This window comes from Gottfriedia solisilvae, from assembly GCF_002128405.1.
Classification (GTDB): Bacteria; Bacillota; Bacilli; order Bacillales; family Bacillaceae_G; genus Gottfriedia; species Gottfriedia solisilvae.
Window position 1 is genome coordinate 161737 of the sequence record NZ_NETJ01000003.1, and the last position, 26557, is coordinate 188293.

General features: G+C 32.5%; 26 protein-coding genes. 23 read left to right on the forward strand and 3 right to left on the reverse strand.

Annotated elements, in window-relative coordinates; genetic code table 11:
* Positions 1–30: 30 nt before the first annotated feature.
* Entirely contained in the window at positions 31–1689 is a 1659-nt protein-coding gene (locus CAB05_RS10080; protein ID WP_087999711.1) for a glycerol-3-phosphate dehydrogenase/oxidase, read from the forward strand.
* A 131-nt stretch (positions 1690–1820) separates the two neighbouring features.
* Here the strand turns inward: CAB05_RS10080 and CAB05_RS10085 are convergent, their stop codons facing one another.
* Positions 1821–2405, reverse strand: a complete 585-nt coding sequence (locus CAB05_RS10085) for a DNA-3-methyladenine glycosylase (protein WP_087999712.1) — start codon at positions 2403–2405, stop codon at positions 1821–1823.
* 210 nt (positions 2406–2615) lie between these two features.
* On the opposite strand from CAB05_RS10085, the gene CAB05_RS10090 reads away from it, so the two are divergent.
* From CAB05_RS10090 to CAB05_RS10170, 17 genes are all read left to right on the forward strand, one after another.
* Complete coding sequence (locus CAB05_RS10090; RefSeq protein WP_174567289.1) at positions 2616–4997, forward strand: immune inhibitor A domain-containing protein; 2382 nt, start codon at positions 2616–2618, stop codon at positions 4995–4997.
* 259 nt (positions 4998–5256) lie between these two features.
* Positions 5257–6273 (forward strand): Bug family tripartite tricarboxylate transporter substrate binding protein, encoded by a 1017-nt coding sequence (locus tag CAB05_RS10095; protein WP_087999714.1) that lies wholly within the window; start codon positions 5257–5259, stop codon positions 6271–6273.
* 57 nt (positions 6274–6330) lie between these two features.
* The gene (locus CAB05_RS10100; RefSeq protein WP_087999715.1) at positions 6331–6783 is read left to right on the forward strand and encodes a tripartite tricarboxylate transporter TctB family protein; all 453 of its coding nucleotides are present in this window, start codon (positions 6331–6333) and stop codon (positions 6781–6783) included.
* A 23-nt stretch (positions 6784–6806) separates the two neighbouring features.
* Positions 6807–8333 (forward strand): tripartite tricarboxylate transporter permease, encoded by a 1527-nt coding sequence (locus CAB05_RS10105; protein WP_087999716.1) that lies wholly within the window; start codon positions 6807–6809, stop codon positions 8331–8333.
* An 81-nt stretch (positions 8334–8414) separates the two neighbouring features.
* A complete protein-coding gene (locus tag CAB05_RS10110) occupies positions 8415–10049 on the forward strand; it encodes an ATP-binding protein (RefSeq protein ID WP_087999717.1) in 1635 nt (544 codons plus the stop codon).
* Positions 10015–10722, forward strand: a complete 708-nt coding sequence (locus CAB05_RS10115) for a response regulator (protein WP_087999718.1) — start codon at positions 10015–10017, stop codon at positions 10720–10722. The genes CAB05_RS10110 and CAB05_RS10115 overlap by 35 nt, the downstream gene beginning before the upstream one ends.
* 362 nt (positions 10723–11084) lie before the next feature.
* Entirely contained in the window at positions 11085–11615 is a 531-nt protein-coding gene (locus tag CAB05_RS10120) for a GNAT family N-acetyltransferase (RefSeq protein WP_087999719.1), read from the forward strand.
* Between the two features lie 198 nt (positions 11616–11813).
* Complete coding sequence (locus tag CAB05_RS10125; RefSeq protein ID WP_087999720.1) at positions 11814–12497, forward strand: response regulator transcription factor; 684 nt, start codon at positions 11814–11816, stop codon at positions 12495–12497.
* The gene (locus CAB05_RS10130; RefSeq protein WP_087999721.1) at positions 12498–13994 is read left to right on the forward strand and encodes a HAMP domain-containing sensor histidine kinase; all 1497 of its coding nucleotides are present in this window, start codon (positions 12498–12500) and stop codon (positions 13992–13994) included.
* A 52-nt stretch (positions 13995–14046) separates the two neighbouring features.
* Positions 14047–14295: a hypothetical protein gene (locus tag CAB05_RS10135; protein ID WP_087999722.1), complete on the forward strand. Its 249-nt coding sequence runs from the start codon at positions 14047–14049 to the stop codon at positions 14293–14295.
* 45 nt (positions 14296–14340) lie between these two features.
* On the forward strand, positions 14341–14829 hold the full coding sequence (locus CAB05_RS10140) for an LMBR1 domain-containing protein (RefSeq protein ID WP_142283080.1): 489 nt from the start codon (positions 14341–14343) through the stop codon (positions 14827–14829).
* A gap of 310 nt (positions 14830–15139) precedes the next feature.
* Positions 15140–15832 carry a response regulator transcription factor gene (locus tag CAB05_RS10145; protein WP_087999724.1) on the forward strand — a complete coding sequence of 231 codons (693 nt, stop codon included), beginning with the start codon at positions 15140–15142 and terminating at the stop codon, positions 15830–15832.
* 137 nt (positions 15833–15969) lie between these two features.
* The gene (locus CAB05_RS10150; RefSeq protein WP_087999725.1) at positions 15970–16893 is read left to right on the forward strand and encodes an ABC transporter ATP-binding protein; all 924 of its coding nucleotides are present in this window, start codon (positions 15970–15972) and stop codon (positions 16891–16893) included.
* Complete coding sequence (locus CAB05_RS10155) at positions 16886–17635, forward strand: ABC transporter permease (protein ID WP_087999726.1); 750 nt, start codon at positions 16886–16888, stop codon at positions 17633–17635. The genes CAB05_RS10150 and CAB05_RS10155 overlap by 8 nt, the downstream gene beginning before the upstream one ends.
* 20 nt (positions 17636–17655) lie before the next feature.
* Positions 17656–18552, forward strand: coding sequence for a sensor histidine kinase (locus tag CAB05_RS10160; protein WP_087999727.1), 897 nt, complete (start codon positions 17656–17658; stop codon positions 18550–18552).
* A gap of 248 nt (positions 18553–18800) precedes the next feature.
* The gene (locus tag CAB05_RS10165; RefSeq protein WP_087999728.1) at positions 18801–19277 is read left to right on the forward strand and encodes a hypothetical protein; all 477 of its coding nucleotides are present in this window, start codon (positions 18801–18803) and stop codon (positions 19275–19277) included.
* Positions 19278–19879: 602 nt separating this feature from the next.
* Positions 19880–20410: a hypothetical protein gene (locus tag CAB05_RS10170; RefSeq protein ID WP_087999729.1), complete on the forward strand. Its 531-nt coding sequence runs from the start codon at positions 19880–19882 to the stop codon at positions 20408–20410.
* Between the two features lie 113 nt (positions 20411–20523).
* Here CAB05_RS10170 and CAB05_RS10175 read toward each other — a convergent pair whose 3' ends face one another.
* Positions 20524–21480 carry an ABC transporter substrate-binding protein gene (locus CAB05_RS10175; RefSeq protein WP_087999730.1) on the reverse strand — a complete coding sequence of 319 codons (957 nt, stop codon included), beginning with the start codon at positions 21478–21480 and terminating at the stop codon, positions 20524–20526.
* Between the two features lie 169 nt (positions 21481–21649).
* On the opposite strand from CAB05_RS10175, the gene CAB05_RS10180 reads away from it, so the two are divergent.
* From CAB05_RS10180 to CAB05_RS10200, 5 genes are all read left to right on the forward strand, one after another.
* Positions 21650–22651 carry a FecCD family ABC transporter permease gene (locus tag CAB05_RS10180; protein ID WP_087999731.1) on the forward strand — a complete coding sequence of 334 codons (1002 nt, stop codon included), beginning with the start codon at positions 21650–21652 and terminating at the stop codon, positions 22649–22651.
* The gene (locus CAB05_RS10185) at positions 22648–23700 is read left to right on the forward strand and encodes a FecCD family ABC transporter permease (protein ID WP_087999732.1); all 1053 of its coding nucleotides are present in this window, start codon (positions 22648–22650) and stop codon (positions 23698–23700) included. Before CAB05_RS10180 ends, CAB05_RS10185 begins: the two co-directional genes overlap by 4 nt.
* A 4-nt stretch (positions 23701–23704) precedes the next feature.
* A complete protein-coding gene (locus CAB05_RS10190; RefSeq protein ID WP_088000390.1) occupies positions 23705–24502 on the forward strand; it encodes an ABC transporter ATP-binding protein in 798 nt (265 codons plus the stop codon).
* Positions 24503–24567: 65 nt separating this feature from the next.
* Positions 24568–25290 carry a phosphate ABC transporter ATP-binding protein gene (locus tag CAB05_RS10195; RefSeq protein WP_087999733.1) on the forward strand — a complete coding sequence of 241 codons (723 nt, stop codon included), beginning with the start codon at positions 24568–24570 and terminating at the stop codon, positions 25288–25290.
* 14 nt (positions 25291–25304) lie between these two features.
* Positions 25305–26069 (forward strand): ABC transporter permease, encoded by a 765-nt coding sequence (locus CAB05_RS10200; protein ID WP_087999734.1) that lies wholly within the window; start codon positions 25305–25307, stop codon positions 26067–26069.
* Positions 26070–26135: 66 nt separating this feature from the next.
* Here CAB05_RS10200 and CAB05_RS10205 read toward each other — a convergent pair whose 3' ends face one another.
* Positions 26136–26555 carry an organic hydroperoxide resistance protein gene (locus CAB05_RS10205; RefSeq protein ID WP_087999735.1) on the reverse strand — a complete coding sequence of 140 codons (420 nt, stop codon included), beginning with the start codon at positions 26553–26555 and terminating at the stop codon, positions 26136–26138.
* Positions 26556–26557 lie beyond the last annotated feature (2 nt).

Below are 26557 nucleotides of genomic sequence, written 5' to 3' on the forward strand. Positions count from 1 at the left end.
GAGAAAAATAACTAAAGTGAGGTTTCAATAATGAATGAACAATTTTCATATTTTAGTAGGAAGAGTATAAAGAAACATTTAGCTGAAATAGAATTTGATGTACTAATCATTGGAGGAGGAATAACCGGATGCGGAATTGCACTTGATGCAGTGACGCGGGGGATGAGCACTGCCCTTGTCGAAATGCAGGATTTTTCTTCAGGTACTTCAAGTAGATCCACCAAGCTTGTGCATGGTGGTTTACGTTATTTAAAGCAGTTTGAATTTAGTATCGTAGCAGAAGTTGGAAAAGAACGAGAGATTGTGTATGAAAATGGGCCTCATGTAACGACACCGGAATGGATGCTTTTACCAATCTATAAAGGTGGAACATTTGGGAGATTTAGTACATCAATTGGTTTAAGATTATACGATTACTTAGCGGGAGTGCATAAAAAAGAACGTCGAAAAATGTTAAATAGAAATCTAGCTATTGCTAAAGTACCACTCATTAAAAAAGATGGGTTAAAGGGTGGGGGATACTATGTAGAATATCGTACAGATGATGCTCGATTAACAATTGAAGTCATTAAAAAGGCAGTTGAGCATGGTGCAAAGGCAATCAATTATGTCCAAGTGACTGATTTTACTTATGAAAATGGTCTGGTTAATGGTGTTAAAGTGATCGATTGTATAACAAGAGTTCCTTTTACAATCAAAGCTAAAAAAGTAGTAAATGCAACTGGGCCATGGGTAGATCAATTACGCGAAAAAGATAAAATCGAAAATGATAAAAATCTACGTTTAACAAAAGGGGTTCATTTAGTCATTGACCATAAAAAATTCCCACTGAATCAGTCTGTTTATTTTGATACAGAGGATGGGCGAATGGTATTTGCCATTCCAAGAGACAAAAAGACATATATTGGTACAACGGATACAATTTTTGATAATGAACCAGTAAACCCAAAAGTAAGTCTAGATGATCGACGATATATTCTGAATTGCATCAGATTTATGTTTCCAACAATTCAACTTCATGAAGAAGATATTGAATCAAGTTGGGCAGGAGTCAGACCACTTATTTATGAGAAGGGAAAGGATCCATCAGAAATATCTAGAAGAGATGAAATTTGGCTTTCAAATTCAGGATTAATTACAATAGCTGGAGGAAAGTTGACCGGTTACCGTAAAATGGCTGAAACTGTTGTAGATCATATCTCGAAGGAATTTTTTATGACTAAAAATAAAGTCTACAAGGATTGCCAAACAAAAGAATTACCCATTTCGGGTGGAGAAGTTGGGGGATCAAAAGGATTTCATTATTATAAAAAAAGATTCGAATCAGCAGGCATTGCAATTGGTTTAAATGAACATGAATATGAGCAATTGAGTAATAGGTACGGTTCAAATATCGACCAAATATTAGATATTGGACTAAGAAATATAAAGGATAACTATGATTTACCTTTGACATTATTTTTACCGCTAGAGTATGGAATTCAATATGAAATGATTGTAAAACCAGTAGATTTTTTTATAAGACGTACAGGGACATTATATTTTCAAATCGATGTTGTAAATAAATACAAAAATAGAGTAATTAATTATATGGAAAAAAGATTCGGGTGGAGTCATTATGAAACAAAGGAATACCGATTTGAACTAGAAGAACAAATAATTAGTGCTACCACAGGTTTTAGAGAATGATGAAATGAAAAGAAACTTAAATTTAAAAGAGTTCTTCTCTGAGGGTAAAACAATTCGAAATCATCAAGGCAACTAATTAACATTCAATTAGTAGCCTTGGTGATTTTTTTAGATTCCAGGGAGTGGTTTCACTATTTCCTTGAAATAAATGGATTATCAGTAATCCAAAATCTCCAAGGGTAATCTCTTGCTTCTCCAGTATTCTCAATGCCAATACGGGGACCCGAACTAATAGCGTGCGGCTTGGTTCCTTCCGCAATAAATACTGGTGGCTCCCAGCTTTTTTGTCCATAAGAAGACATTGTAATATTCATAGCCTTTGTTAATTTACCTGGGCCATTTGTTAAATTTGAAATAGGCTGGTTATTCCTCATTTGAATCATATAATCGATTCCGTCAATCGGTTCAATAGCCCTGATCAGAACTGCTTCAGGACAATCTATATTTCCACTTACAATATTTATTAAAGTATGTGTATGCATTTGGTATGTATAAATTAGCCCAGCCTCATGATACATGATTTCAGTCCGTTTTGTACGGCGATTTTGAAAGCTGTGCGCGGCACGATCTACAGGCCCCATATAAGCCTCTGTTTCGACAATCCTTCCAGAAATTACAATATTATCCATTAAATGTACTAAACGACAACCAAGTAAATCTTTCGACAGTTGAAGTGTAGGTTTATTAAAAAAGCTTTGATCAATAGGAGTAATCATCTGATTTTCACCATTTTCATAGTATATTTTTGTGTTTCTATTTGTCGAAAAAATATGACTATTTACCTCTACCTTTTTTAAAAATTATTAGATTTTAGTGATAATTGATTATTGACTAACTTAAAAATAGTTAATAAAGACTCATTGTCGAGAGAGAACGTAGCTTGTACTATTTATTTACTGTTATGAAAATTCAGAATAGAGGTGCAAATCATGAGGAAACCATCGTATTGGAAAGTTTTATCAAGTATTTCGCTAGTCACAGCATTAAGTTTTTCTGTTCTTTCAACGGGACTTACGACAAAAGCTGCGGTCCCTACTGAAGAAAAGAGTCAGCAAGTAGCAGATTCTCCGTATTTAGATTTAAATATTGTAGATGAAGAACGTTTAGAAAAAGCTTTAAAAGACAGAGGTGTCATTAAGGCATCTGATAGTTCTGAAACTGCTAAAGCCAAGGTTAAAGCATACATAAAGAAAAAACAAGGTGAAAAGAGTAAAGCAACAAATGATCATAGTTCAGAAATTGCTGAAAAACAAAAAAATACGTTAGAAAAACGTAAAAGCCAATTGTTAAAGCAATTAGCTAAAGGTCATGGAAATTACAAAAAAGGTAAGCAAAATGGTATCGTCAAAGTAGATTCAGCTAAACAAGCAAAATACGATGGCGGTGTTCGTGAAGATAAAGTATTAGTTGTATTAGCAGAATTTGCAGATTTTAAACATAATAGTATTGAGCAAGAAGAAGGATATATGTATTCTTCAGACTTCAATAAAGCACACTATGAAAATATGCTTTTTGGAGATAAGGACTTTACATTATTTGACGGTTCAAAAGTAAAAACGTTTAAACAATTTTATGAAGAACAATCTGGTGGAAGTTACACTGTAAAAGGTACAGTAACTGATTGGTTAACAGTTCCAGGCAATGCAGCTGATTATGGTGATGATAGTGCAACTGGACATGATAATTTAAATCCAAAAGGTCCACGTGACTTCATTAAAGATGCATTAAAAGCTGCAATTAACTCTGGAGTGAATTTAGCTGATTATGATGACCTAGATATTTACGATATCGATGGTGATGGTAATACAAATGAGCCAGATGGTTTAGTTGATCACTTAATGGTAATTCATGCTGGAGTTGGACAAGAAGCAGGTGGCGGAGCATTAGGTGATAATGCTATTTGGTCACACCGTTGGGTATTAAATGGAGTTACTCCTTTTGCAGGAACACAAGCTTCTGTTCCTTATTGGGGCGGATATATGGCAGCATATGATTACACAGTTGAACCAGAAGATGGTGCTGTAGGTGTATTTGCTCATGAATACGGTCATGATTTAGGATTACCAGATGAATATGATACGCAATATACTGGTGATGGTGAGCCAATTGCTTCTTGGTCTATTATGAGTGGTGGTAGTTGGAATGGTGCAATTGCTGGAACAACACCTACAAGCTTTTCTCCACAAAATAAAGAGTTCTTCCAAAAAACAATTGGTGGGAACTGGGCTAACATGACAGAAGTAGATTATAAAGATATCGATAAAGAAGGTATTGCTGCATTTATCGATCAAAGTGTAACAAAATCAAATAATCCTGGAATTGTTAAAGTAAATCTACCAGATAAAGAGGTTAAGAGTGAAATTCAACCTCAATTTGGTGCAAAATATTACTACAGTTCAAAAGGTGATGACTTACACACTACAATGACTTCACCAGTGTTTAATTTAACTGGCGCAACAAGTGCTAATTTCTCATTAAAAGCTAACTATCAAGTAGAATTTGATTTTGACTATCTATATGTTAACGTATTAGACGAGAATGGTAATAAACTTGCGACAATTGATACAATTGGTGATGAAAATACAGCAGGTGGATATGAAACATCAAATGGCCTATGGGTTGATAAATCATATGATTTATCTGCATTTAAAGGGAAAAATGTAAAAGTTCAATTTGAGTATGTAACTGATGGCGGTTTAGCTCCAAATGGTTTTGCGTTTGATGAAGCAAAGTTAACAGTAAATGATCAAGTAGTATTTACTGATGGAGCAGAAGGTACACCAGCATTTACATTAGATGGTGCAAGTGTATCAAATGGAACTGATTTCAAGAAACATTACTACTACTTAGAGTGGAGAAATTATGCTGGAAGTGATAAAGCATTAGAATTTGCTCGCGGAGTTAAGTATAATACTGGTTTAGTAGTTTGGTATGGTGATGATAGCTATACTGATAACTGGGTAGGGGTACATCCAGGAGAAGGATTCTTAGGTGTAGTTGACGCTCATCCATCAGCAATTGTTGGTAACCTAAATGGACAACAATCAGTTGAACAGAGTACTAGATACCAAGTTTCAGATGCTGCATTCAGTTATGATAAATCTCCAGAATGGTATATTAACTCACCATCTCGTGGAATTTTCGATTATGACGGATTAACAGGAGTAACAAAATTCGATGATTCAAACGAATACATGAATGAGTTAATTCCTGATGCAGGAAGAAACCTTCCAAACTTTGGCTTAAAGTTCCAAGTAATTGGAGAAGCAAAAGATAATTCTGCTGGAGCTGTTTGGATTCATAAATAAATCGATCAATGAAAAATACGAGCTGATTAAATTCAGTCTCGTATTTTTTTATGTCTAAAAAAAACGAAGGGAAAGAAGATGTTGTATTAGAAAACTTCCCATTTAATGTGCTTTGTATAGATTTAAAATCACTGTGGTTTTTATGAACAAAATGGTTTTAATGATACTTACATCTTTAACGTTCATAATAATATTTTTCTGAATTATTAAACTATAATACTTCTATAAGTAAGCGTTTACAAACAAAGGGGGATTAATAATGAATTGTAAGAAAGCTAGTTTATTATTATTGTCATCTATTTTAACTGTAAGTCTAGCAGCATGTAATAGCGGGAAAGAAACTTCAGGAAGTAAATCTTCGTATCCGGAAAGAGCAATTTCGGTTGTGGCACCATCTGGGGCAGGTGGAGGATGGGACCTAACATCTAGATCGTTTGTAAAAATTTTAAGTGAAACAAATCTTGTAGAGGAACCGATGACAGTGGAGAATAAGCCTGGTGGTGGCGGAGCAGTATTTATGGCTGAGTATGCTACGAAGGATAAAGCTAATAATGAAAAACTATTTGTAAACTCACCTCCAATTATTATTAATAACTTAAAAAAAGAGGGAAACAGTCCATATGGCTATAAAAATACAACTCCTTTAGCACAGTTAACAATTGATTACGGTGCAATTGTTGTTAGGGCTGATTCAAAATATACAGATTTAAAATCGCTTTTAGAAGATATGAAAAAAGACCCTAGTAAAGTGACATTAGCAGGTGGTTCTGCTCCGGGATCAATGGATCATTTAATTGGAATCTTACCAGCCTACAAATATGGTATTGATCCTACTAAAATTAAATACGTTTCATATGATGGCGGTTCTGAAGCAATAACAGCTCTTTTAGGAAAAAATGCAGATGTTATTTCTACCGATATTTCAAGTACGCTTGAATTCGTAAAAGCTGGTAAAGTGAAAATTCTTGCAGTTACAGCACCTGAACGCATTGGGGGAGAGGTTTTATCAAAAGTTCCAACAGCTAAAGAACAAGGAGTTGATGCAGAGTTTGTCATTTGGCGTGGCGTTTTCGGTCCAGAAAAAATGTCTAAGGATGCATATACTTTCTGGGAAAATACAATTGCTAAATTAGTAGAAACAGATGAGTGGAAAACAGAAGTAGAGACTCAAGGCTGGCAGCCAGAATATAGAAACGGTGAAGACTTTAAAACGTTCTTAGCAGAACAAGAAACACAAGTTAATGATTTATTAGAAGTATTGGGAATGAAAAAATAAATGATGAGAGGAAGGAGAGTTATCTCCTTCTACTATCTAAATAGAGAGGTGAATTAATTGAATAAAAAGTTTGATAGAATTGCAGCAATCATATTTTTAATAATCGGTCTAACATTTATGATAGAAAGCCGGGGGGTTGCTACATCTGCATATGGAAGTGTTGTAGGTCCAAATGTCTTTCCTTTTATACTTGGCTGTATTCTGGCATTATTGAGTTTTCGTCTATTTTACGAAACATTTTTTTATAAACAAGAAAACACAGATACAATCCAATTTAATTACAAACGATTTTTAATTGTCTTAGTTTCAGCCATTATGTATGCACTTTTACTTGAAAAAATTGGTTTTATTATCAGTTCATTTTTGTTTTTATTGATTTGTTTCCAAGCATTAGACCGAGGGAAATGGTTGAAGTCAATTACTATTTCTCTAGGATATTCAATCATTATTTACTTTGTATTTGTTAATGTTATGAAAGGTACATTACCTGGATGGCCAATTTGGTTTTAAACGACTAGAAGGGAGACAAACAATTGGGTACAATTCAATATTTAGCTCAAGGTTTTGAAACTGCATTTATTTGGTATAACTTATTATTCGCCTTTGTCGGAGTGTTAATTGGTACAGCAGTAGGTGTTTTGCCTGGTATTGGACCCATGAGTGGAGTAGCACTTCTTATACCTGTAACAGCTTCTGCAACTGGTTTTTTAGCACCAGAACAAGCAGCGACTAGTTCGATTATATTACTTGCGGGTGTATATTATGGTGCAATGTATGGTGGATCAACCACATCTATTCTTTTAAACACCCCTGGGGAATCGTCATCTGTTGTTACGACATTAGATGGTTACCAGATGGCTAAGAAAGGAAGAGCTGGTAGTGCTTTATCTATCGCAGCTATTGGTTCATTTGTTGCAGGTGTCGTTACACTTGTAGCATTAATACTACTTGCTAAACCTTTGTCGGCTCTCGCTATAAAATTTGGACCAGCAGAGTATTTTTCATTAATGCTTTTAGGATTATGTGCAGTTAGTGGCCTGGCAGGTAAATCAATAACTAAGGCATTGATTATGACAATTGTTGGGTTACTTCTTGCGACGATTGGTATCGATTCAGTTTCTGGAGTTTCACGATTTACTTATGATATTCCTTGGTTATATCAAGGGTTAGAATTTTTAACAATTGCTGTTGGGTTATTTGCCCTTGGAGAAGTATTTAAAACGATTCTGGAAAATGAAGTAGATGATGGAGAAATCGCAAAAATTAATAATTTAGTACCTTCAAAAGAGGAATTAAAGGAAAGTGCTGCACCCATTGCTAGGGGTTCATTGTTAGGGTTTTTTATCGGTATTTTACCCGGAGCAGGTGCAACATTGGCTTCATTTTTTGCTTATATTGTTGAAAAAAAGTTAAGTAAAACTCCTGAAAAGTTTGGAACTGGTACAATTGCAGGAGTTGCCTCACCTGAATCAGCTAATAATGCTGCATCTGGAGGAGCAATGATTCCACTATTAACTTTAGGAATTCCTGGCTCTGGTACGACTGCGATATTAATGGGTGCATTTATGATGTATAACATTCAACCAGGACCACTTTTATTTGAAGAACACCCAGATGTTGCATGGGGATTAATTGCAAGTATGTTTATCGGTAATATTATGTTATTAGTACTAAACATGCCATTGGTAAGATTGTTTGCAAAGATTATTCAAACACCGAAAAAATACTTACTACCGATCATTATCGCAATATCAATATTTGGGGTTTATGCGGTACAAGTTTCTGTAAATGACTTACTACTATTAATTGCTTGTGGCATTTTTGGTTATTTTCTTTCTAAAAATGATTTTCCAATTGCACCTTTAGTATTAGGTTTAGTGTTAGGACCAATGATTGAAAATAACTTAAGAAGAGCTTTAACAGTTTCAAATGGTGACTATAGCATATTTATTACACATCCAATTTCAGCTTCATTTTTAGTCGTTGCAGCTTTGTGGATTATAGTTCCAATCATTATTAAATTAAAAGGTAAAAGTGTTGTATTAAATATAGAAGCATAAAATAACTAGCATTAAATATCTAGAAAAACTCCTTTAATAAAAGGAGTTTTTTGATTATTATAAAAATACAAGGAGAATTTTATGCGCTTACACTATAAACTAATCATCTTTATATCAGTTTTAATCTTATGTATTAGCAGTGTTTTTGAATTAGTATCACAAGAAATGCTTCAAAAAAATGCAAAGCACGAAAAAGGATTAAAAGCATTAGCAATCTCTCAAGCAGTTGCAAATATGCCAGAAATACGCACTGCATTTTTGAAAGAAAATCCATCTGTAACGATTCAACCGATTGTAGAAAAAATAAGAAAAAAAGTTGGAGCAGAATTTATCGTTGTTGGTAACAGGAATGAAATTCGTTATTCACATCCCAATTCAATGTTAATTGGTAAAAGGATGGTTGGTGGTGATAATGAGAAAGTATTTAAAGGTAAGGAAATCATATCAGAATCTACCGGTACACTTGGACCTTCGTTAAGAGGAAAATCACCAATTATAAACAATCAAGGAGATGTAATAGGTGTAGTTTCCGTCGGTTATTTAATTAAGGATATTGAAGAAGAAGCTAATAAGTTTCATAAAAAGTTGTTATTTAATAGCTTAATTATATTAGTAATTGGTATTTCGGCAGCTTTTCTAATCTCATTTAATATTAAAAAATCTATTTTCGGATTAGAACCAAAAGAAATTGGAAGAATGTATCAAGAAAAACATGCTATCTTAGAATCTATTCATGAAGGTATTATTGCGATAGATGAAAATTGTGAAATTACAGTCGTTAATGAAAATGCCCATAAAGTACTTTCTATTCCAAATAATATAAAACTTAGAGGATTAAAAATAGAAGACATTTTACATAATTCTCATTTGAAAAAAGTAGTAGAAACAGGAGAAGCAATATATGATTTAGAATTTCTAATTAACGAAAAAATGGTGATTATCAACTGTGTTCCAATCTCTGGAGTAGACGGTAATATTGTTGGTGCAGTAACTTCCTTTAGAGAAAAATCGGAATTGAATAAAGTGCTGAATGAATTGTCACAAATAAAGGCTTATTCAGAAGGATTAAGAGCTCAATCTCATGAATACTCAAATAAATTGCATACAATTTTAGGTTTGATGCAACTTGAATCATACCAAGAAGCAATTGAATTAATCTCAAAAGAGTCCAATATAACTCAAAATATCATTCAATTCATTATGGAAGAAATTTCTGATCCGGTTATCGCAGGGCTTTTAATGGGGAAAATAAGTTTAGCGAATGAGTTAAAAGTAGATTTCATGTTAGATCATAATAGTAGTTTTGCGGATGTGCCAAAAGAGGTTAATCGCGAAGATTTAATAACAATTATAGGGAATCTACTTAATAATGCATTTGATGCTGTGCTTGATTCAAATAAACCAGAAAAGAAAGTATCATTATTTCTTACAGACATTGGCCAGGATTTAATCATTGAAATAGATGATAATGGAAATGGAATCCCAGAAAAACTAGTGGAAGATATATTTTTATATGGTGTCACGACAAAAAAGAAGTACAAAAATTCAGGTATTGGACTACATCTAGTTCAAAGATTACTCCATAAATTAAATGGCCAGATTACATTTCATTCTAATGAAAATGGAGGAACAACCTTTATTGTTGCCATTCCTAAACAACAAAAGGAGAATAACATAATCTATGAAAAAGAATTTAATAGAAGTATTAATAGTTGAGGATGATAGTAGAATTGCGGAAATTCATCAGAGATTTATTGATAAAATTGATGGTTTCAGCGTAATAGGTATTGCGACTAATTATCAAGAAGCGGTTGAGCTATTTGAAATCGTAAAACCACAATTAGTAATACTAGATGTTTATTTTCCAGATATGAACGGACTAGATTTTTTAAAATGGATAAAAGACAACTCAACAACTTCGAATGTAATTATGATTACCGCTTCTAAGGAAATAGAGTCAGTTAATCAAGCTATTCATTACGGAGTATTTGACTTCATTATTAAACCAGTTATTTTTGAACGCTTAAAAAATTCTTTAATTAGATATGCGAATTATTCAAAGAAAGTTAGCAATTTACAATCCAAAAGTGCTTATATTACTCAAGGTGAGATTGATAGTTTAATTGGGAAGAATATCGGCGTCATCGAAGATCAAAGTCAATTTCCAAAAGGAATAGATAAACTTACCTTAGAAAAAGTTTTAATAGCGATTCATGAGGAAAGTAATGGAATGACTGCAGAACATGTTAGTCATGAAATTGGAGTCAGTCGCACAACTGCAAGAAGATATTTAGAGTACTTAGTATCAGAAGGAAAGGTACTTGCTGATTTAGCCTATGGAACGATTGGAAGACCTGAAAGAGTCTATCTAATTAATAAACTTAGTTAAGGGTCTGGAATGCAGTGTTTTTTGACTAGGAGTCTCACATATTTTAGCTCAAGAGCATCCTGGAGTGGAAATTAACACATTTCTTTTTTTGTTAAATAGCAGCAAGTCACAAAAACAGCCAATAGTAAATATCAACAATAATCTTTTCTTACTAATGTAAAGTTGAGTATGACAAAGCTAACAATTCTGTAACAGCTTGTACTGAAAAATAGACAGTTTAATTCTGTTTACATACTGATATACAGGCGTTTTTCTGCCTTTTTTACAAATATATGACAGTCGAAGCATACCTCATAAAGCGTTGAAAACCTACATTGAGTTCGTTAAAATTTAAATGTGGATACAACACGGAGGAGATAGAAATGAAAATACGTTTATTAACAAAGGAAGATGCAGAAATCTATCTTAATATTCGTCTAGAAGGTTTAGAAAAAAATCCAGAAGTATTTAGTACAACGATGGATGACATACTTGAACAAGATGACCCAATAGAATATAAAGCTGAAATATTAGATAAAGACATCAATTATACATTTGGAGCATTTACAAATAATGGTGAATTAATTGGAATCGCTACTTTGAAAACATTCGAAAAAACGAAATCAGAACATAAAGGGAAAATTGAGTCAGTTTATGTATCAACTAGAGCACGTAGGTTGGGTGCTGGTCATAGACTGATCGAAGAAGTCATTCATCTAGCTAAAAGCTTAGAGCTAGAACAAATTATGTTAAATGTTGTGGAAGGTAATACATCAGCTAAAAAACTATATAAAACATTTGGCTTCGAAACATTTGCTGTAACACCGGACAGCTTAAAACTAAATGATGAATATTGGGATCAAGAACACATGATGCTCAATTTAAGAGAACAAAAAGTGAGATTAACGAGTTAATGAAGTGAAACAATTAAAATCTAAAATGAAAATTAGAATGAAAAATACTTCCTTTTAAAAAGGCAGATAGATAGCTATCTGTCTTTTTTCTTTCAAAGTTCACTTATTAATACTGAAATGATTGAATTTTCTTTCATTTAATAATCTAGCAATTTATAATATAAATAGATAATAGAAAGCTTTATTGGGGGAAACACTGTGGTGAAAATATTACTTTGTGATGATGAACAGCGTATCCGAAGAGTACTTGTAGACTTTTTAAAGCGAGAGTCGTTTGAAGTTATAGAAGCAGCAAATGGTGAAGAGGCAATTAACTTATTCAAAACAAATCAAGATGAGCTGAAATTAATTCTATTAGATGTGATGATGCCTAAAATAGATGGATGGGAAGTATGTAAAGAAATTCGAAAGCACTCTAGCATACCGATTATTATGATCACTGCAAAAAGCGAGGAATATGACGAATTGTATGGCTTCCAGGTTGGAGCGGATGAATATATTACAAAGCCGGTAAAACCATTAATCCTAATTGCTAGAATGAAGGCTCTACTAAAAAGAGTAGTAGCGGAATCTAGTAAATATGAACATAGTATATTCCGAGCGAAAGATATAGAAATCGACTTTAGTGCAAGGAAATTATTCATACAAGATCAACAAGTTATCCTGACGCAGAAGGAATTTGATTTACTCTATTATTTTATTAAAAATCAAAAATTAGCATTGGAGCGAGAACAAATTTTATCTGCTGTTTGGGGCTATGAATACTATGGTGAGGATCGAACATTAGACACACATATTAATAGACTTCGTATAAAACTAGGAGCTTGTTCATCCTACATTCACACTGTTCGCGGAGTTGGTTATCGTTTTGAGGTTTCATAAATGAAATCAATTCGTTCAAAACTATTGCTTACATTTATTTTATTAATAATTAGTTTAGTCGGAATCGGCCTATTAATTAATCTGTTCTTTTTAGAAACATTTTATATTCATCAAAAGACAATCAAAATTAAAAATAGTAGCCAGGAATTAAAAGTATTATACGGACAAAAAAATAAAGATCAGCTCATTTCATTTGTTGATACTTTAGAGAAATCTCACGGTTTTTCAATTGAAGTTCTTTCTTTAAGTGGTAGCACTTTATATAGTACTTTAAAGGGAGATAGTAAGGAAAAGCTCCGTACAATAGATGAATTTGAGGATTTACAAAATAAACCGAACGTATCTGAAAATGGTATGAATCGGTTAAAAAATGAATTAAAGAAAAATACTTATTATGTCACAAAAACGAACTTAAAAAGTATAGATTTAGAGTTTCTTTTAGTAGGTAGTAAGCTCGATCGAAATAAAATTTTAATCATACGTACACCAATTACAGCTATTAATGAAAGTGTAGAGATATACAATTATTTTTTAATTTATATCGGTCTAGCACTTTTATGTGTTGGTACAGTCATTGGATTGATAATGGCTAAATCATTTACAAAACCAATTTTAGAAATTAGTAGTATGGCAAAAGAAATGACTAGTTTGTCCTTTTCAAGAAAATGGAATCACAATAGGAAGGATGAATTGGGGCAACTTGGATATTCGATGAATGAATTAAGTAACATCATTTCAGATTTCATTGAAAAGTTGAATATCAAAAATAAAACATTAATGAATGAACTAGAAGAAAAAGTAAAGTTTGAAAAAAAGCGTCGTACCTTTATATCAAATGTTTCCCATGAATTGAAAACACCTATTACAATCATTCAAAGTTACACTGAAGGATTACAAGTTGGTGTAAATCAAACCGAGGAGGAACAACAAGAATACCTCGACATTATTATGGATGAAGCAAACAAAATGGAGAAAATGGTTTACGATTTATTAAATCTTTCAACATTACAAAATAGTAAGATGGAAGTTCATTACGAGGAAGTGGATTTAAATCAGTTAGTAAATGAGATGATGAAATTATATTCTCCACAATTTAATGAAAATCATATTGTATTCCAGCACGAACAAACCGATATAAAACCAATTATGACAGATCGTATAAAATTAGTACAAATCATGAGTAATTACATAAATAATGCATTAACTCATGTGAATGAAAAGAAACAAATTACAATTTCAGTAAAAGAAAGAGAAAATACATATCGTATATCGGTTTTTAATAGTGGTGAAATGATACCTGAAAGTGAAATAGAAAGCATTTGGGAAAGTTTTTATCGAGCAGATTTAGCAAGAAACCGAACAAATGGAAATGTAGGCTTAGGTCTAAGTATTGTAAAAGAGCTAGCAATCATGATCCAAGCAAATGTTGGGGTTGAAAATGAAGAGGGTGGTGTGTCATTTTGGATTGAATTACCTAAAATGACAAACATCAACTAATGATTTCTAGAAAAGGCCGTAAAAATTTGGGTAAGGAATTACGGAGGATAAAATGAAAAAGTATATTATTCCGTTGATATTGCTCTTTATATTAATTGGTTGTTCATTTATTGATAACAATTATAATGAGAAAAATAATTCTAAACCTTCAAAACGAACATTCACTGAAGAAAAAAACACTACCGAAGAAAAAGCTTCAGAAGAAACGACCTTTGAAGAACAACTGGGTGAGATGCTTGAAGAAATTGATAATTTAGAATTTGAACAAGAAGATGATGGATTTCCAAACGATTTAAAATAATACTAGAGGTGAATTATGCGGAAATTGCAGTATTTTTTACTTGTTATGATCTCAATTGGGAGTATAATGTTTTTTTCTACTCCAAGTGAAGCAGCTACAGGCAATAAGGAACTAAGCGATGGTAAAGAGATTAGTAGAAACATCTCTAACAAACTTAAAAATTTACAGCAAGAAGTAAAAAAGCTAAATGAAGAAAAAGATCTTTTAAATCAAAAGATTAAAGAGTTGTACCCAAAGAAAAAACAGTTATTAGTTAAGCAATTAAAAGAACTAGAGAAGAGCAATTACTCAAAAATCAATCAAGATAAATTAAACAAAATTCAAAGTAAAATTGGTATTTATAAAGAAGCAATTTCTATCAATAAACAGTTGAAAAGCGAACGGAAAAAGTTATGGGAGAATTATAAGAAACAGATGGAAAATGAAAATATTAAATCTGCATATCAAACTTTAAAGCTAATACGCCAAAACTTAGAAAATACCATTTTGAATAATAAAGAATTTCTTAAAAGTTTAACAGCTGACAATTTGTAATGTATTGAATTTTTCATCGTCATATCTTAAGAATTAAATGTTCTTTTTGTTAACCTCTAATGCAAATTGCTTTAGGGGTTTTGTGTATGCAGTAATTTATCAAGTTATTAATTTAGTTGGACAATTATTAGCTAATTTAGTTATTGTTGAACTAACGGGATCATGAAAAATGTTAAGCTTGTGAATGAGATTGTACTTGAATGTAAATAAGGAAGATATAGAAAAAAAGGTATTTGTAAACAATCTGCATCTATTCAAAACATAGACAATGCCCATATTACAATGAATCATAATTGTGAGGATGAAAAAGATGAATGATGTGATAAATATTTTAATAATTGAAGATGATGAAGATATTAATCAATTACTTTGTAATATTATTAGCAGAAACGGTTATCATCCTAAGTCAGCATACTCTGGGACTGAGGCGCAAATTTATTTAGAAAATCAAAAGTGGGATCTGATACTACTTGATTTAATGCTTCCTGGTTTGTCTGGTGAGGAATTACTTAAAAAGGTAAGGAAAGAAAATGAAATCCCCGTCATCATTATTTCTGCAAAGATTGAGACACAAACTAAAATAGATGCTCTAAGGGCGGGCGCGGATGACTATATTACGAAACCCTTTGATATAGAAGAGGTTTCTGCAAGAATTGATGCTTGCTTAAGAAGATTTAGACGCAAGTCGGATGTTCCAGTAAGCAATCAGATCAGTCATAAGAATCTCGTGATGAATATTGATTCAAAAGAAGTGACTATTAATGGTTACGAATTAAAATTAACTGCTCTTGAATATGAGATTCTATTTCTACTGATGTCTTCTCCAAAGAAAGTCTTTACGAAAGCAAATTTGTTTGAAAGTGTTTGGCATGAGGAATTCTATGGGGATGATAATACGATTAATGTTCATATGAGTAACATAAGAAGTAAGCTTTCAAAAGCAAATCCGAATGAAGAGTATATCGAAACGATTTGGGGAATGGGGTACAAACTGAAAACTTAAGGTTTTCTTAAGATTTAACTTAATACTTTCTTATGGTTTCCTTCTTATAGTTATAAATAATCAAGATTAAATTAAATGAATCAATAAATCTTCATTCTATTTAGACAATGTAAGAAGTAATCAAAGGAGGAAATACTTTGAATGAGTATGTACTAAAAACCAATCATTTATCTAAAAAGTACCAGAATAAAATGGCACTTAATAAAGTTAATTTATCAATTAAAAAGGGATCAATTTATGGATTTATCGGGCAAAATGGTGCTGGAAAGTCAACCTTAATTCGAATCATCACTGGCCTTGCATATCCAACTTCAGGGTCATTTGAATTATTTGGAGAAAGTAATGAGAGTGGGCTAACTGAAGCAAGAAAAAGAGTCGGAACAATCATCGAAGGCCCAGCTTTATATCCTCACTTAAGTGCATCTGAGAATTTAGAAGCTCATAGACTACTGAAAGGAATTCCTGGTAAAGAATGTATCGAAAAAACACTGAACTTAGTTGGTTTACAAGATACAGGTAAAAAGAAAGCGAAAAATTTCTCATTAGGAATGAAACAACGACTGGGTCTTGCAATCGCATTACTAGGAGATCCTGAATTTTTAATATTAGACGAGCCTATTAATGGACTAGACCCAATGGGTGTAGTAGAAATTCGTGAGTTATTAAAAAAGTTAAATCAAGAGTATGGAATTACCATTTTAATTTCGAGTCATATTTTAAGTGAACTGCATTTATTAGCAACTCATTATGGCATTATTCATGAGGGCGAACTATTAGAAGAGTTATCCACTAGTGAACTGAATGAAAAATGTAAACACTTTTTGTATATTAAGGTTGATAATCCAAATAAAGCCGCAACAGTTATTGAGGGGATCTTGTCTTCACGAAATTATGAAGTATTACCAGATGGTTCAATTAGGTTATTTGATTATGTAGATCAAGCACGAGAGGTTTCCAAAGCTCTAACAGGAGAAGGCTTAATTATTGAAGAATTTATGCTGATGGGTGAAGATTTGGAAGCTTATTTTACAACTCGAATTGGGGGTGTAAATCGTGGGTAATCTTATGAAAACTGAATGGTACAAATTAAAAAAGGATCGCTCATTTCGAACATTAGCATTAATTTTGATTATTTTCTCGGTATTGTATCCATTTACTATGCAATCAAACGAAGGGGTTTCTAAATTAAGTTTAAGTGAATTCTTTTTATATCAAGTTTTAAGTATTAATAGTGATATCGTTAAGCTTATTCCATGTATTTTTGCTGGATTCTTCATTACAAGTGAATATTCAAATGGTACGATGAAAAGTATCGCTTCATCAGGAAATAGTAGATTACGAATCTATTTTGCAAAATTAATCATGTTTTCAATTGGTAGCATCCTTATTATGTTAATTTTACCAATCTTTATGACTACGTCAGTCAATCTCTTTTTCGATTTTAATGGAGCAACGGACTGGATATTCATACTAAAAGCATTCGTTGTAGTTACACTCTATGCAGCTGCATTTGCTTCTATTATGGCAATTATCGCAACGATTTTTACGGACAGTGGAAAAACAATCGGATTGCTTATTATGTTTTTTGCCTTAGTAAATTCTATTTTAGATTTTATTAGTTCTAAAATAACTAGCTTAAAAACGATTATTGATCATACAGTTTTTATGTTATATCCGAAAATATATAAGCTCGATCAATTAGATCATACTGAATTCACGACACTAATTCTCATACCTATTTTGACTTTTATTGTTTTAGGTATTTTGGGTAGTTTCATTTTTAGGAAGAAAGAAATCAAGTAAGAAAGGAAGCGGGTGGCCGAATGATTTTTGTAACAATTTTCGTTATGATTGTATTACTGATTGTTCTCACCCGTTATTTTCTATTAAAAAAGGAAATTAAACGAACAAGGAAACAATTAAATGAAATCAACAAAAGTAAAGTTGAAAAAAAAATAGACCTAACCTATTTTGAAAATGAAATTGAAAAGCTTGCTGTGGAAATAAATCATCAAATTGATTTAACGAAAAGAGCACGTGCTGAGAAGCGTTTATCTGAAAATGAATTAAAACAAGCAATATCATACATTTCACATGATATACGAACACCTATGACTTCAATATTAGGTTATATTCAGTTTCTAGAGTCAGATGATTTATCAGCAGAAAAGAGAAAAGAATATACGAATATCGTTAAACATAGTGCGCTAAGATTAAAAGTTTTACTTGAAGATTTTTTTGAACTCTCAATTATTGAGCAAATAGAATATCCAATAAAAATTGAGAAACTTAAATTAAATAATGTAATTTCTGAAGTTTTATTAGCTTTTTACGAGGAGTTTAATAAAAAGAAAATAGAGCCTGTCATCATCATTCCAGAAAATGAAATACATATGATGGCAGACCCATCTGCCATCAAGCGCGTTGTTGAAAACCTATTGTTGAATGCCATAAGACACTCAAGCGGTAATGTGACTATTCAACTAGAAAAGCTCGACCATTCTGTTCAATTTTCAATTCGCAATTCTGTTAATCAATTAAGTCAGCATGATTTAAATCATATGTTTGATCGATTTTATAAAGCAGACCAAACAAGAACCGGAAAAGGTACAGGACTGGGCTTGCCGATTGCAAAAAGCCTAATGGAAAAAATGAATGGAAGCATTACTGCTGAGTTAATAGAAAACGAATTATGTATGAAGTGTGAATGGAGATATTAATAGAAAAATTAACTGAAAAATTCTCAATCAGAATAATTATTGTAAAAGAGCTACTTCATTTGAAGAAAGCTCTTTTTTTGTTTACTTACTGAAATCCCATCTCCATTACAACTGGACAGTAAAAATCCATAATTTTGTTTTATAGGTATTCGTTTATATTAATAGTATAGAAGGTTATCTTTTACCCATACCATAACTCATTTGTCACATATCTTAATATAAAACCAAAACATAAGGATGTGTACGAAATGAATCGTTCTTATAATCGTAATTCACAACAATTAAATTATGAAATTGAATACAGAACGCAATTTACTTTTACTGCAAGCGATCAAACCCTTTCGAATATCTTGAATGATATTGCCAAACACTCTGTTAACCTTTTGGCTCTAACGACAACAAAAAATCGCGATAAAAAAAACTTTGTTAGAATCGTAGCAGGCACCACTGAAACTGAGACTAATAGAGACTTCAATGTAGTAAGAAAAACACTCGATTCACATAATGTATCATTTAAAGAAGAAACAATCATTGCTCTATTAAATATTCCACCAGGAGTTCCAGGCGTATTTAACCAACTTTACGGCAGCCTATGGTGTAAAGTACAAGTCAAATCAATGTACCTAGGAGAAAACGATATTGTATTTTTCAATGTATCCAATATAAAAAAAGCAACAGAGATATTGTCCCAAGAAATTTTAAAGAGATGTCAAAGTGATTGTTAGCTTATTAGTAAAGAAAAGAAGCCTATACTTTAAAAGTTGATTTAATGTTGAATGAAGAAAGTACTTTAAGAAGAAAGTACTTTAAGAAGTTGATTGAAGCGGAAGGATGCTCGACTCCTGTGGGAGTAGCGGGAAGGCTGAGACCCCACAGGCGTAAGCCGAGGAGGCTCAGCTCTCGCCCCACGGAAAGCGAGCAACCTGAAGCGGAAATCAACATACTTCTTTTTACCAGATCAAAAGGCTCTTCCAGAAGAGTCTTTTTTTTATATTATTGGAATTGTTAACAAGAACTTCAGATTGTTGTTACTTAGTTGTGACAATCGTACGGTATATTACTTTTAGAATAAGAAATTAGTAGCATACATCAAAAGAATAAACTACACATAAACAACAAGACAAACTTTAAGATCGCTATTTTTTCTTATTTATCTTTCAAATGAGGGATTCTTATCCATCAAGTTATCCTATATCATTACTTCAAGAATTGCCAATTGATTCATCAACAAGAAAGCAAAAACACAAAAGTTTGGATAAAACATGCACCATAGTATGAGTCTCTCGCATTTGAAAGAATAATAGTAAAAACAATTTGGAGGTTTAATATGAAGAAAAGAGTCATCGTTCCATTTATGTTTGCAATGTCATTAGGTGTTTCAGCAGTTCATGCTGATGAAGTGAAACCATCTACAAATGTATCAGTAGAAGCAAAACAAAAACAAACAAAAGTACAAAAGCCTCAACAATTGAAAGATCTACAAGCAGAAATTAAAGCTTTAAGAGAACAAAAAGCACAATTAAATACTCAAATAAAATCTGCATATCACTTAAAAATAGAATCTCTTAAAAAAGAAGCAAAATTAATTCAATCTGCAAAAGATAAAACAAAAGCAGAAAAGAAGGTTGCGTTAAACGATATTAAATCTAAATTAACTACTCTTAAAAATGAACATAAAGCGTATTCTACTGAAGTAAAAAAACTTTGGGAAGATCGAAAAAGCAATTGGGAAACATTTAAGGGGAAATTAAAAGAAAGAGATTATGATATATCTGTTAATACGCTTCAAACAATTAAGGCGAATTTAATTAAAGCAATCGAATTAAAGAAAGAGTTTTTAGCAAAGATTACAAACTAATATCGCCCCCATTTTTTTATTATATAAGAAAGGGTTAGCCATTTAGGCTAACCCTTTCAAACTATTAAAAAACTTAATTTATGGTACTTTGTTTAAATTTTTAATGAATGAATTTATTTTGAAAAAGTCTTCTCGATATCATCTAACATTAAGTAAGCAGCTTTGATACCACCAGCAGTGTTCCAAATTACATCGTTAACTTTGTATACATGACCATTTTTAGAAGCATTTAATTTTTTGAATAAAGGATCTTCTGTAAATTCTTTTTCGAATTTAGCACCAGATTCAGTATCAGTTTCATAAGTAAAGTAGAAAATATAATCTCCATCCATTGCTGGAATTCTTTCTTTAGTTACACCTTTTTCAGCAAAGTCATTTACATTTTGAGACTCTGGACGTTTAAAGCCTAACTGATTAAGAACAACACCAGAGAAAGTATCTAAGTGATAAATACGTACATCTGCACCCATGAAACGAACCATAGAAATTTCATTGTTTACTTTATCGCCTAAATTAGTTTTAACTTCTTCAACGCGTTTAGCATAATCATCTAAGATTTTTTTGCCTTCAGCTTCTTTATTTAATACTTTTGCATAGAATTTAAAGTTTTCTTGCCAATCTCCACGAAGAGTTTCAGCCATTACAGTTGGAGCAATAGCATTTAATTGCTCATACACTTTTTCTTGACGCATTTTGTTACCAATAATTAAGTCTGGCTCTAAGCCTGCGATTGTTTCAAGGCTTACTTCGCTTTCTAAACCAACTACTTCTACGCCATCCATATCTTTAGAAATATGATCATACCAAGGTTTACCTGTCCAAGATTGAACAGCACCTACAGGTTTAACGCCTAATGCTAATAAAGCTTCAGTTCCTTCGTTTGTTAAAATAACTACTTTTTTAGGATCTGCTGGAATTTTTGTAGTTCCCATTGCATGTTCAATCGTTACTGTTTTTGCTTTGCTTTCATTTGAAGATGTTTTCTCATCTTTCTTTGAACCACATGCACCTAATACCATTACAGCTGCAATTAATAGTGCAATAATTGAAGAAAATTTGAATTTTTTCATGTGTTTATACTCTCCTTCTAGTTGATAACCATTTTCATTTATTGACAAATCGTATTATAGATTACTATTTTAGTGGAGTCAATAAGAAAAATGAAAACGGTTCTCATTGACTTGATAATTTATATCATTTAGACTAAGGAAAGAGAATAGATATAGTAGGAGATAGCGTATGCTTATTCATTTTAGATCAAGAATGATCGTTTTAATTGCTTGTATTTTATTATTCGTCGTTTGCTTTTTTTCTAGTATATTACTAGGGTATACAGATACTAGTTTTACAAACTTAATTCATACGTTTACCAATTTTAATGGTTCGAATGAACACTTGATTATACAAAATGTTAGAATACCGAGAGCAATCATTGCATCAGTAGTTGGTGCGAGTCTTGCGATTGCCGGTTTATTCATGCAGGTCTTAACAAAAAATCCATTAGCATCTCCAAGTGTTCTTGGAATTAATGCTGGTGCATCTATGTTAATCGTGTTAAGTATTACTTTTTTTAATTTGCAATCAGTGACAGCTACAATCTGGTTGTCTTTTATTGGTGCAGCATTATCTTCATTATTTGTATTTGGATTAAGCTCTCTTGGAAAAGATGGAGCAACGCCTTTAAAAATTACATTAGCAGGTGTATCAATTGCTGCCATGTTTAGTTCAATTACTCAAGGGTTACTTGTAACAAATGAGGTAGCTTTAGATCAAGTGTTATTTTGGTTAGCTGGTTCGGTACAAGGGCGTTCACTAGATTCATTAGTATTGGTTCTACCATATATTGTAGTAGCTTGGGTTATTTCACTTGCACTTGGTAGTAAAATTAATACTTTTATGCTAGGTGAGGACTTATCTAAAGCATTAGGTCAGAATACAGCGATGTTGAAAATTACTTTAGTAGTTTTAGTAATCGTCCTTGCTGGTGGAGCTGTAAGTGTCGCTGGTCCAATTGGTCTAGTAGGTATTATTGTTCCGCAAATTGTTAGAATGTTTGTCAAAAATGATTATCGATGGATGATTCCTTTTACTGGTGTGGTTGGGGCAATTTTATTATTATTAGCAGATATTGCTTCTCGTTATTTATTAATGCCAGAAGAAACGCCAGTGGGTATTACAACAGCTGTTATAGGAGCTCCATTCTTTATCTATTTAGCAAGAAAAGGCGGTACGATTAAATGAACATGATTAAAGTACGTAATAGATTTTTTTCATATCTACTAAATAAACGTTCATTAATCGTTTTGTTAATTACTTTTATTCTATTATTGAGTACATTTTTAATTAGTTTGACGCTTGGTGATCGATATATTTCCATTCCTAAAGTTGTTTCCGTTCTCCTTGGAGAAGGGAAAAAAATAGATGAATTATTTATTCAAGCTTTTCGTATGCCTAGAATTGTCATTGCAATGTTAGCAGGCCTTTCATTAGCAATTGCTGGAGCGATACTTCAAGGATTAGTAAGAAATCCTTTAGCTTCACCAGATATTTTAGGAATTACAGGTGGAGCAGGTGCAGCTGTTGTATTGTTTTTAGCAATATTTAGTGATGATCGTACAAATCAATTAACTGTTAGTATTAAGTGGTTACCACTTGCAGCTTTTATTGGAGCTATTGTTAGTTTGATTTTTGTTTATGGATTAGCTTATAAAAATGGGGAATTAAGACCATTACGTTTAGTATTGGTAGGTGTAGGGTTTTCTTCGCTTGCACAGGCTATTACTTCATTCTTTATGATTGTTGGCCCAATTTTTAGAGCATCTGAAGCAAATATGTGGTTAACAGGTAGCGTTTACGGTGCAAATTGGGAACAAGTAAAGATTTTACTTCTCTGGACAATTGCATTTATTCTATTAGCATTATTATTTATTAGAAATTTAAATACACAACAATTAGGTGATGAAGTTTCTACTAGTTTAGGGGTGCAAGTCGAGAAAAATAGACTAATTCTATTATTTATTAGTACAGCTTTAGTAGCAGGAGCTGTTTCATTTGCAGGAGCAATTGGTTTTGTCGGACTCATTGCACCTCATATTGCCCGTAAAATTGTAGGTGCATCTTATGGCGTCTTAATTCCTTTATCTGGCATGATCGGCGCAGTAATGGTATTAGTTGCAGATACAATTGGAAGAACCGTATTTCTACCAATTCAGATTCCTGCGGGAGTATTTACAGCGGTAATTGGTGCACCATATTTTATATATTTATTATTTAAAACAGGAAAAAGGTGATAGCATGACTAATGCGATTGTAACTGATAAATTAACCTTATCGTATGATGATAAAACGATTATAAATGAATTAAACTTTGAAGTACCAAAAGGGAAGATAACAGTACTAATAGGTGCGAACGGATGTGGGAAATCTACATTACTTCGATCTCTTGCTAGATTACTTCAACCAAAAAGTGGAACAATTTTACTGGATGGAAAAGAAATCAGTAAACGTCCTACAAAAGAAGTTGCACGTAATTTGTCTATATTACCTCAAAGTCCTGTAGCACCTGAAGGATTAACTGTCTTCCAATTAGTAAAACAAGGAAGATATCCATATCAAACTTGGTTAAAGCAATGGTCTAAAGAAGATGAAGAAAAAGTAAACCATGCTTTAAAAATGACGAATATGTTTGATTTAAAAGATCAGTTTGTAGATTCACTTTCTGGTGGACAACGTCAACGTGCTTGGATTGCTATGACTTTAGCGCAAGATACAGACACGATTTTACTAGATGAGCCTACTACTTATCTTGACCTAACGCATCAGATTGAAATACTAGATTTATTATATGAATTAAATGAAAAAGAAAAACGCACAATTGTTATGGTTCTACATGATATTAATTTAGCATGCAGATATGCTCATAACGTAGTTGCGATCTCAAATGGTAAAGTATATGCCGAGGGTGACCCTGAAAAGATCATAAATCAGGAATTAATTTGTGATGTTTTTTGTATGAACTGTGATATCGTTAAAGATCCATTGTTTGGAACACCACTTTGTATTCCACATGGCCGAGGTCGAAAAATACTTTAAAAAGTGAAACAAAAGGTGTCCTTCATTGAATAGGGCACCTTTTGTTTAATGTAAGGGGGATTTAAGTGGTATATGATATTAAAAACATAAGTGTTGATATTCATGGAAATCAAATACTAAAAAATATTTCCTTTCAAATAAATGAAGGAGAAATATTTTGTGTGATTGGCACTTCTGGATCAGGAAAATCAACGCTGCTTCGCACTTTAAATCGACTACAAAAAATCAAAGAAGGTGAGATTTTATTAAATGGACAGTCGATCTACTCGGTCTCACCACAAAAATTACGAAAAAATGCAATGATGATCTTACAAAGCCCTTCATTATTTGAAGGCACTGTTCAGGATAATATTTTATTAGGTTTACAATTTAGTGGTGAAATTCATAAAAAAGATGGCTTTGTTTTAGCATCTAATCTGTTAGATAAAGTAGGTCTTGAGTCAAATCTGTTGGAACGAAATGCTTTATCACTATCAATTGGTCAGCAACAAAGGGTTTCAATTGCTAGAACATTAGCGATGAAATCAAACATATTATTATGCGATGAAATTACATCGGCATTAGATCCACAATCAACAATACATATTCAACAACTTTTATTAGCTTTAAAAAGAGAAGAGAAAAAAACGGTTATTTTAGTTACACATAATATGGATTTAGTTCAACAAATTGCAGATAGAGTAGGGTTGTTAATTGAAGGAAGATTAGTTGAAGTAAGTACGACAAAAGCATTCTTTGATAATCCAAGTACTGAATTTGGCAAAAACTTTCTCTCAACTATCGCTTAAAAAGGGAGTATGTTATGGAAGGCAATTTGCAAATTACGGGTGTATCACTGACCTTTTTATTAATAGTCATTGCCATAGGACTATCATATTATCAAAAGCTAGGTGTCGAAAAAGAGTTGGGCATTTCATCGGTACGGACTGTTATTCAGTTAATGATTATGGGATATGTCCTTGAATATGTACTGAGTATAGAGCATTTTTTAGTCGTTATTTTGATTTTATTTTGCATGACGCTATTTGGAGCTTATACATCTAGTAAAAGGTCCTTTCAAATAGAAGGAGTATTTTTCATTTCGTTTATCAGTATATTATTAGGGGTCACTATTTCCCTAGGAGTCGTTTTAGTGGCAAATAGTATTGCATTAAAGGCCCAATACGTTATTCCGATTTCAAGTATGATTATTAGTACTTCGATGAATGCTAATAGCTTAGCATTAACGAGGCTTAGAGCTGAAATAATATCAAATAGACATCAAATTGAAGCTGCACTATGCTTAGGAGCAACTACAAAACAAGCTTCAAACTCCGTTATTAAAAGTTCAATTAAAGCTGCGCTCATTCCTTCAATTGATCGAGCTAAGACGGTTGGAATTGTCACATTACCAGGTTCAATGACGGGTATGATTTTTGCAGGGATTAGCCCGCTATATGCCATTAAATATCAATTATTAATTGAATGTATTTTAATTGGTTCAATTGCAATCAGTGTATTTTGTTCAACTCTATTATCATACAGGAAATTTTTCACGACTGATGATGCCTTGGACATACAACTATAAAAGAAAAGAGCAGGTGGAAACTGGGAAAGGCCTAGTTTATCCTGCTCTTTTTGCCTTTTACCTATATTAACCTATTACTCTTAGTTGTACTTCCATATTTCCTTTAGTTGCTTTTGAATATGGGCAAACGCCATGTGCTGCTTTGACTAATTCAACTGCTACTTCAGTTGGTACACCTTTCACTTTTACATCAAGTTGTGTTGCTAATTTGAAACCACCATCTACTGGATCTTTACCAATTGTTACATTTGCAGTTACAGATGTAGATTCTAATTTCACTTTTTGTTGACGTGCCACTAGGTTTAAAGCACTGTCAAAGCAAGCTGAATAGCCAGCAGCGAAAAGCTGTTCAGGATTTGTTGCACCACCAGGTCCACCTAATTCAACTGGTGGCTTAAGTGCTAAGTTAACAAATTCGTCAGATGATATAACTCTACCATCTCTTCCTCCAGTAGCTGTAGCTGTTGCAGTATATAAATGTTCCATCA

Excerpts from the sequence above, each read along its gene's own strand:
- CAB05_RS10175 (WP_087999730.1), bottom strand. The coding sequence starts at position 21,480 with ATGAAAAAATTCAAATTTTCTTCAATTATTGCACTATTAATTGCAGCT.
- CAB05_RS10080 (WP_087999711.1), top strand. The coding sequence starts at position 31 with ATGAATGAACAATTTTCATATTTTAGTAGGAAGAGTATAAAGAAACAT.
- CAB05_RS10180 (WP_087999731.1), top strand. The coding sequence starts at position 21,650 with ATGCTTATTCATTTTAGATCAAGAATGATCGTTTTAATTGCTTGTATT.
- CAB05_RS10185 (WP_087999732.1), top strand. The coding sequence starts at position 22,648 with ATGAACATGATTAAAGTACGTAATAGATTTTTTTCATATCTACTAAAT.
- CAB05_RS10170 (WP_087999729.1), top strand. The coding sequence starts at position 19,880 with ATGAAGAAAAGAGTCATCGTTCCATTTATGTTTGCAATGTCATTAGGT.
- CAB05_RS10140 (WP_142283080.1), top strand. The coding sequence starts at position 14,341 with ATGATCTCAATTGGGAGTATAATGTTTTTTTCTACTCCAAGTGAAGCA.
- CAB05_RS10115 (WP_087999718.1), top strand. The coding sequence starts at position 10,015 with ATGAAAAAGAATTTAATAGAAGTATTAATAGTTGAGGATGATAGTAGA.
- CAB05_RS10165 (WP_087999728.1), top strand. The coding sequence starts at position 18,801 with ATGAATCGTTCTTATAATCGTAATTCACAACAATTAAATTATGAAATT.
- CAB05_RS10200 (WP_087999734.1), top strand. The coding sequence starts at position 25,305 with ATGGAAGGCAATTTGCAAATTACGGGTGTATCACTGACCTTTTTATTA.
- CAB05_RS10120 (WP_087999719.1), top strand. The coding sequence starts at position 11,085 with ATGAAAATACGTTTATTAACAAAGGAAGATGCAGAAATCTATCTTAAT.
- CAB05_RS10110 (WP_087999717.1), top strand. The coding sequence starts at position 8,415 with ATGCGCTTACACTATAAACTAATCATCTTTATATCAGTTTTAATCTTA.
- CAB05_RS10205 (WP_087999735.1), bottom strand. The coding sequence starts at position 26,555 with ATGGAACATTTATATACTGCAACAGCTACAGCTACTGGAGGAAGAGAT.
- CAB05_RS10145 (WP_087999724.1), top strand. The coding sequence starts at position 15,140 with ATGAATGATGTGATAAATATTTTAATAATTGAAGATGATGAAGATATT.
- CAB05_RS10095 (WP_087999714.1), top strand. The coding sequence starts at position 5,257 with ATGAATTGTAAGAAAGCTAGTTTATTATTATTGTCATCTATTTTAACT.
- CAB05_RS10160 (WP_087999727.1), top strand. The coding sequence starts at position 17,656 with ATGATTTTTGTAACAATTTTCGTTATGATTGTATTACTGATTGTTCTC.
- CAB05_RS10085 (WP_087999712.1), bottom strand. The coding sequence starts at position 2,405 with ATGATTACTCCTATTGATCAAAGCTTTTTTAATAAACCTACACTTCAA.
- CAB05_RS10135 (WP_087999722.1), top strand. The coding sequence starts at position 14,047 with ATGAAAAAGTATATTATTCCGTTGATATTGCTCTTTATATTAATTGGT.
- CAB05_RS10190 (WP_088000390.1), top strand. The coding sequence starts at position 23,705 with ATGACTAATGCGATTGTAACTGATAAATTAACCTTATCGTATGATGAT.
- CAB05_RS10130 (WP_087999721.1), top strand. The coding sequence starts at position 12,498 with ATGAAATCAATTCGTTCAAAACTATTGCTTACATTTATTTTATTAATA.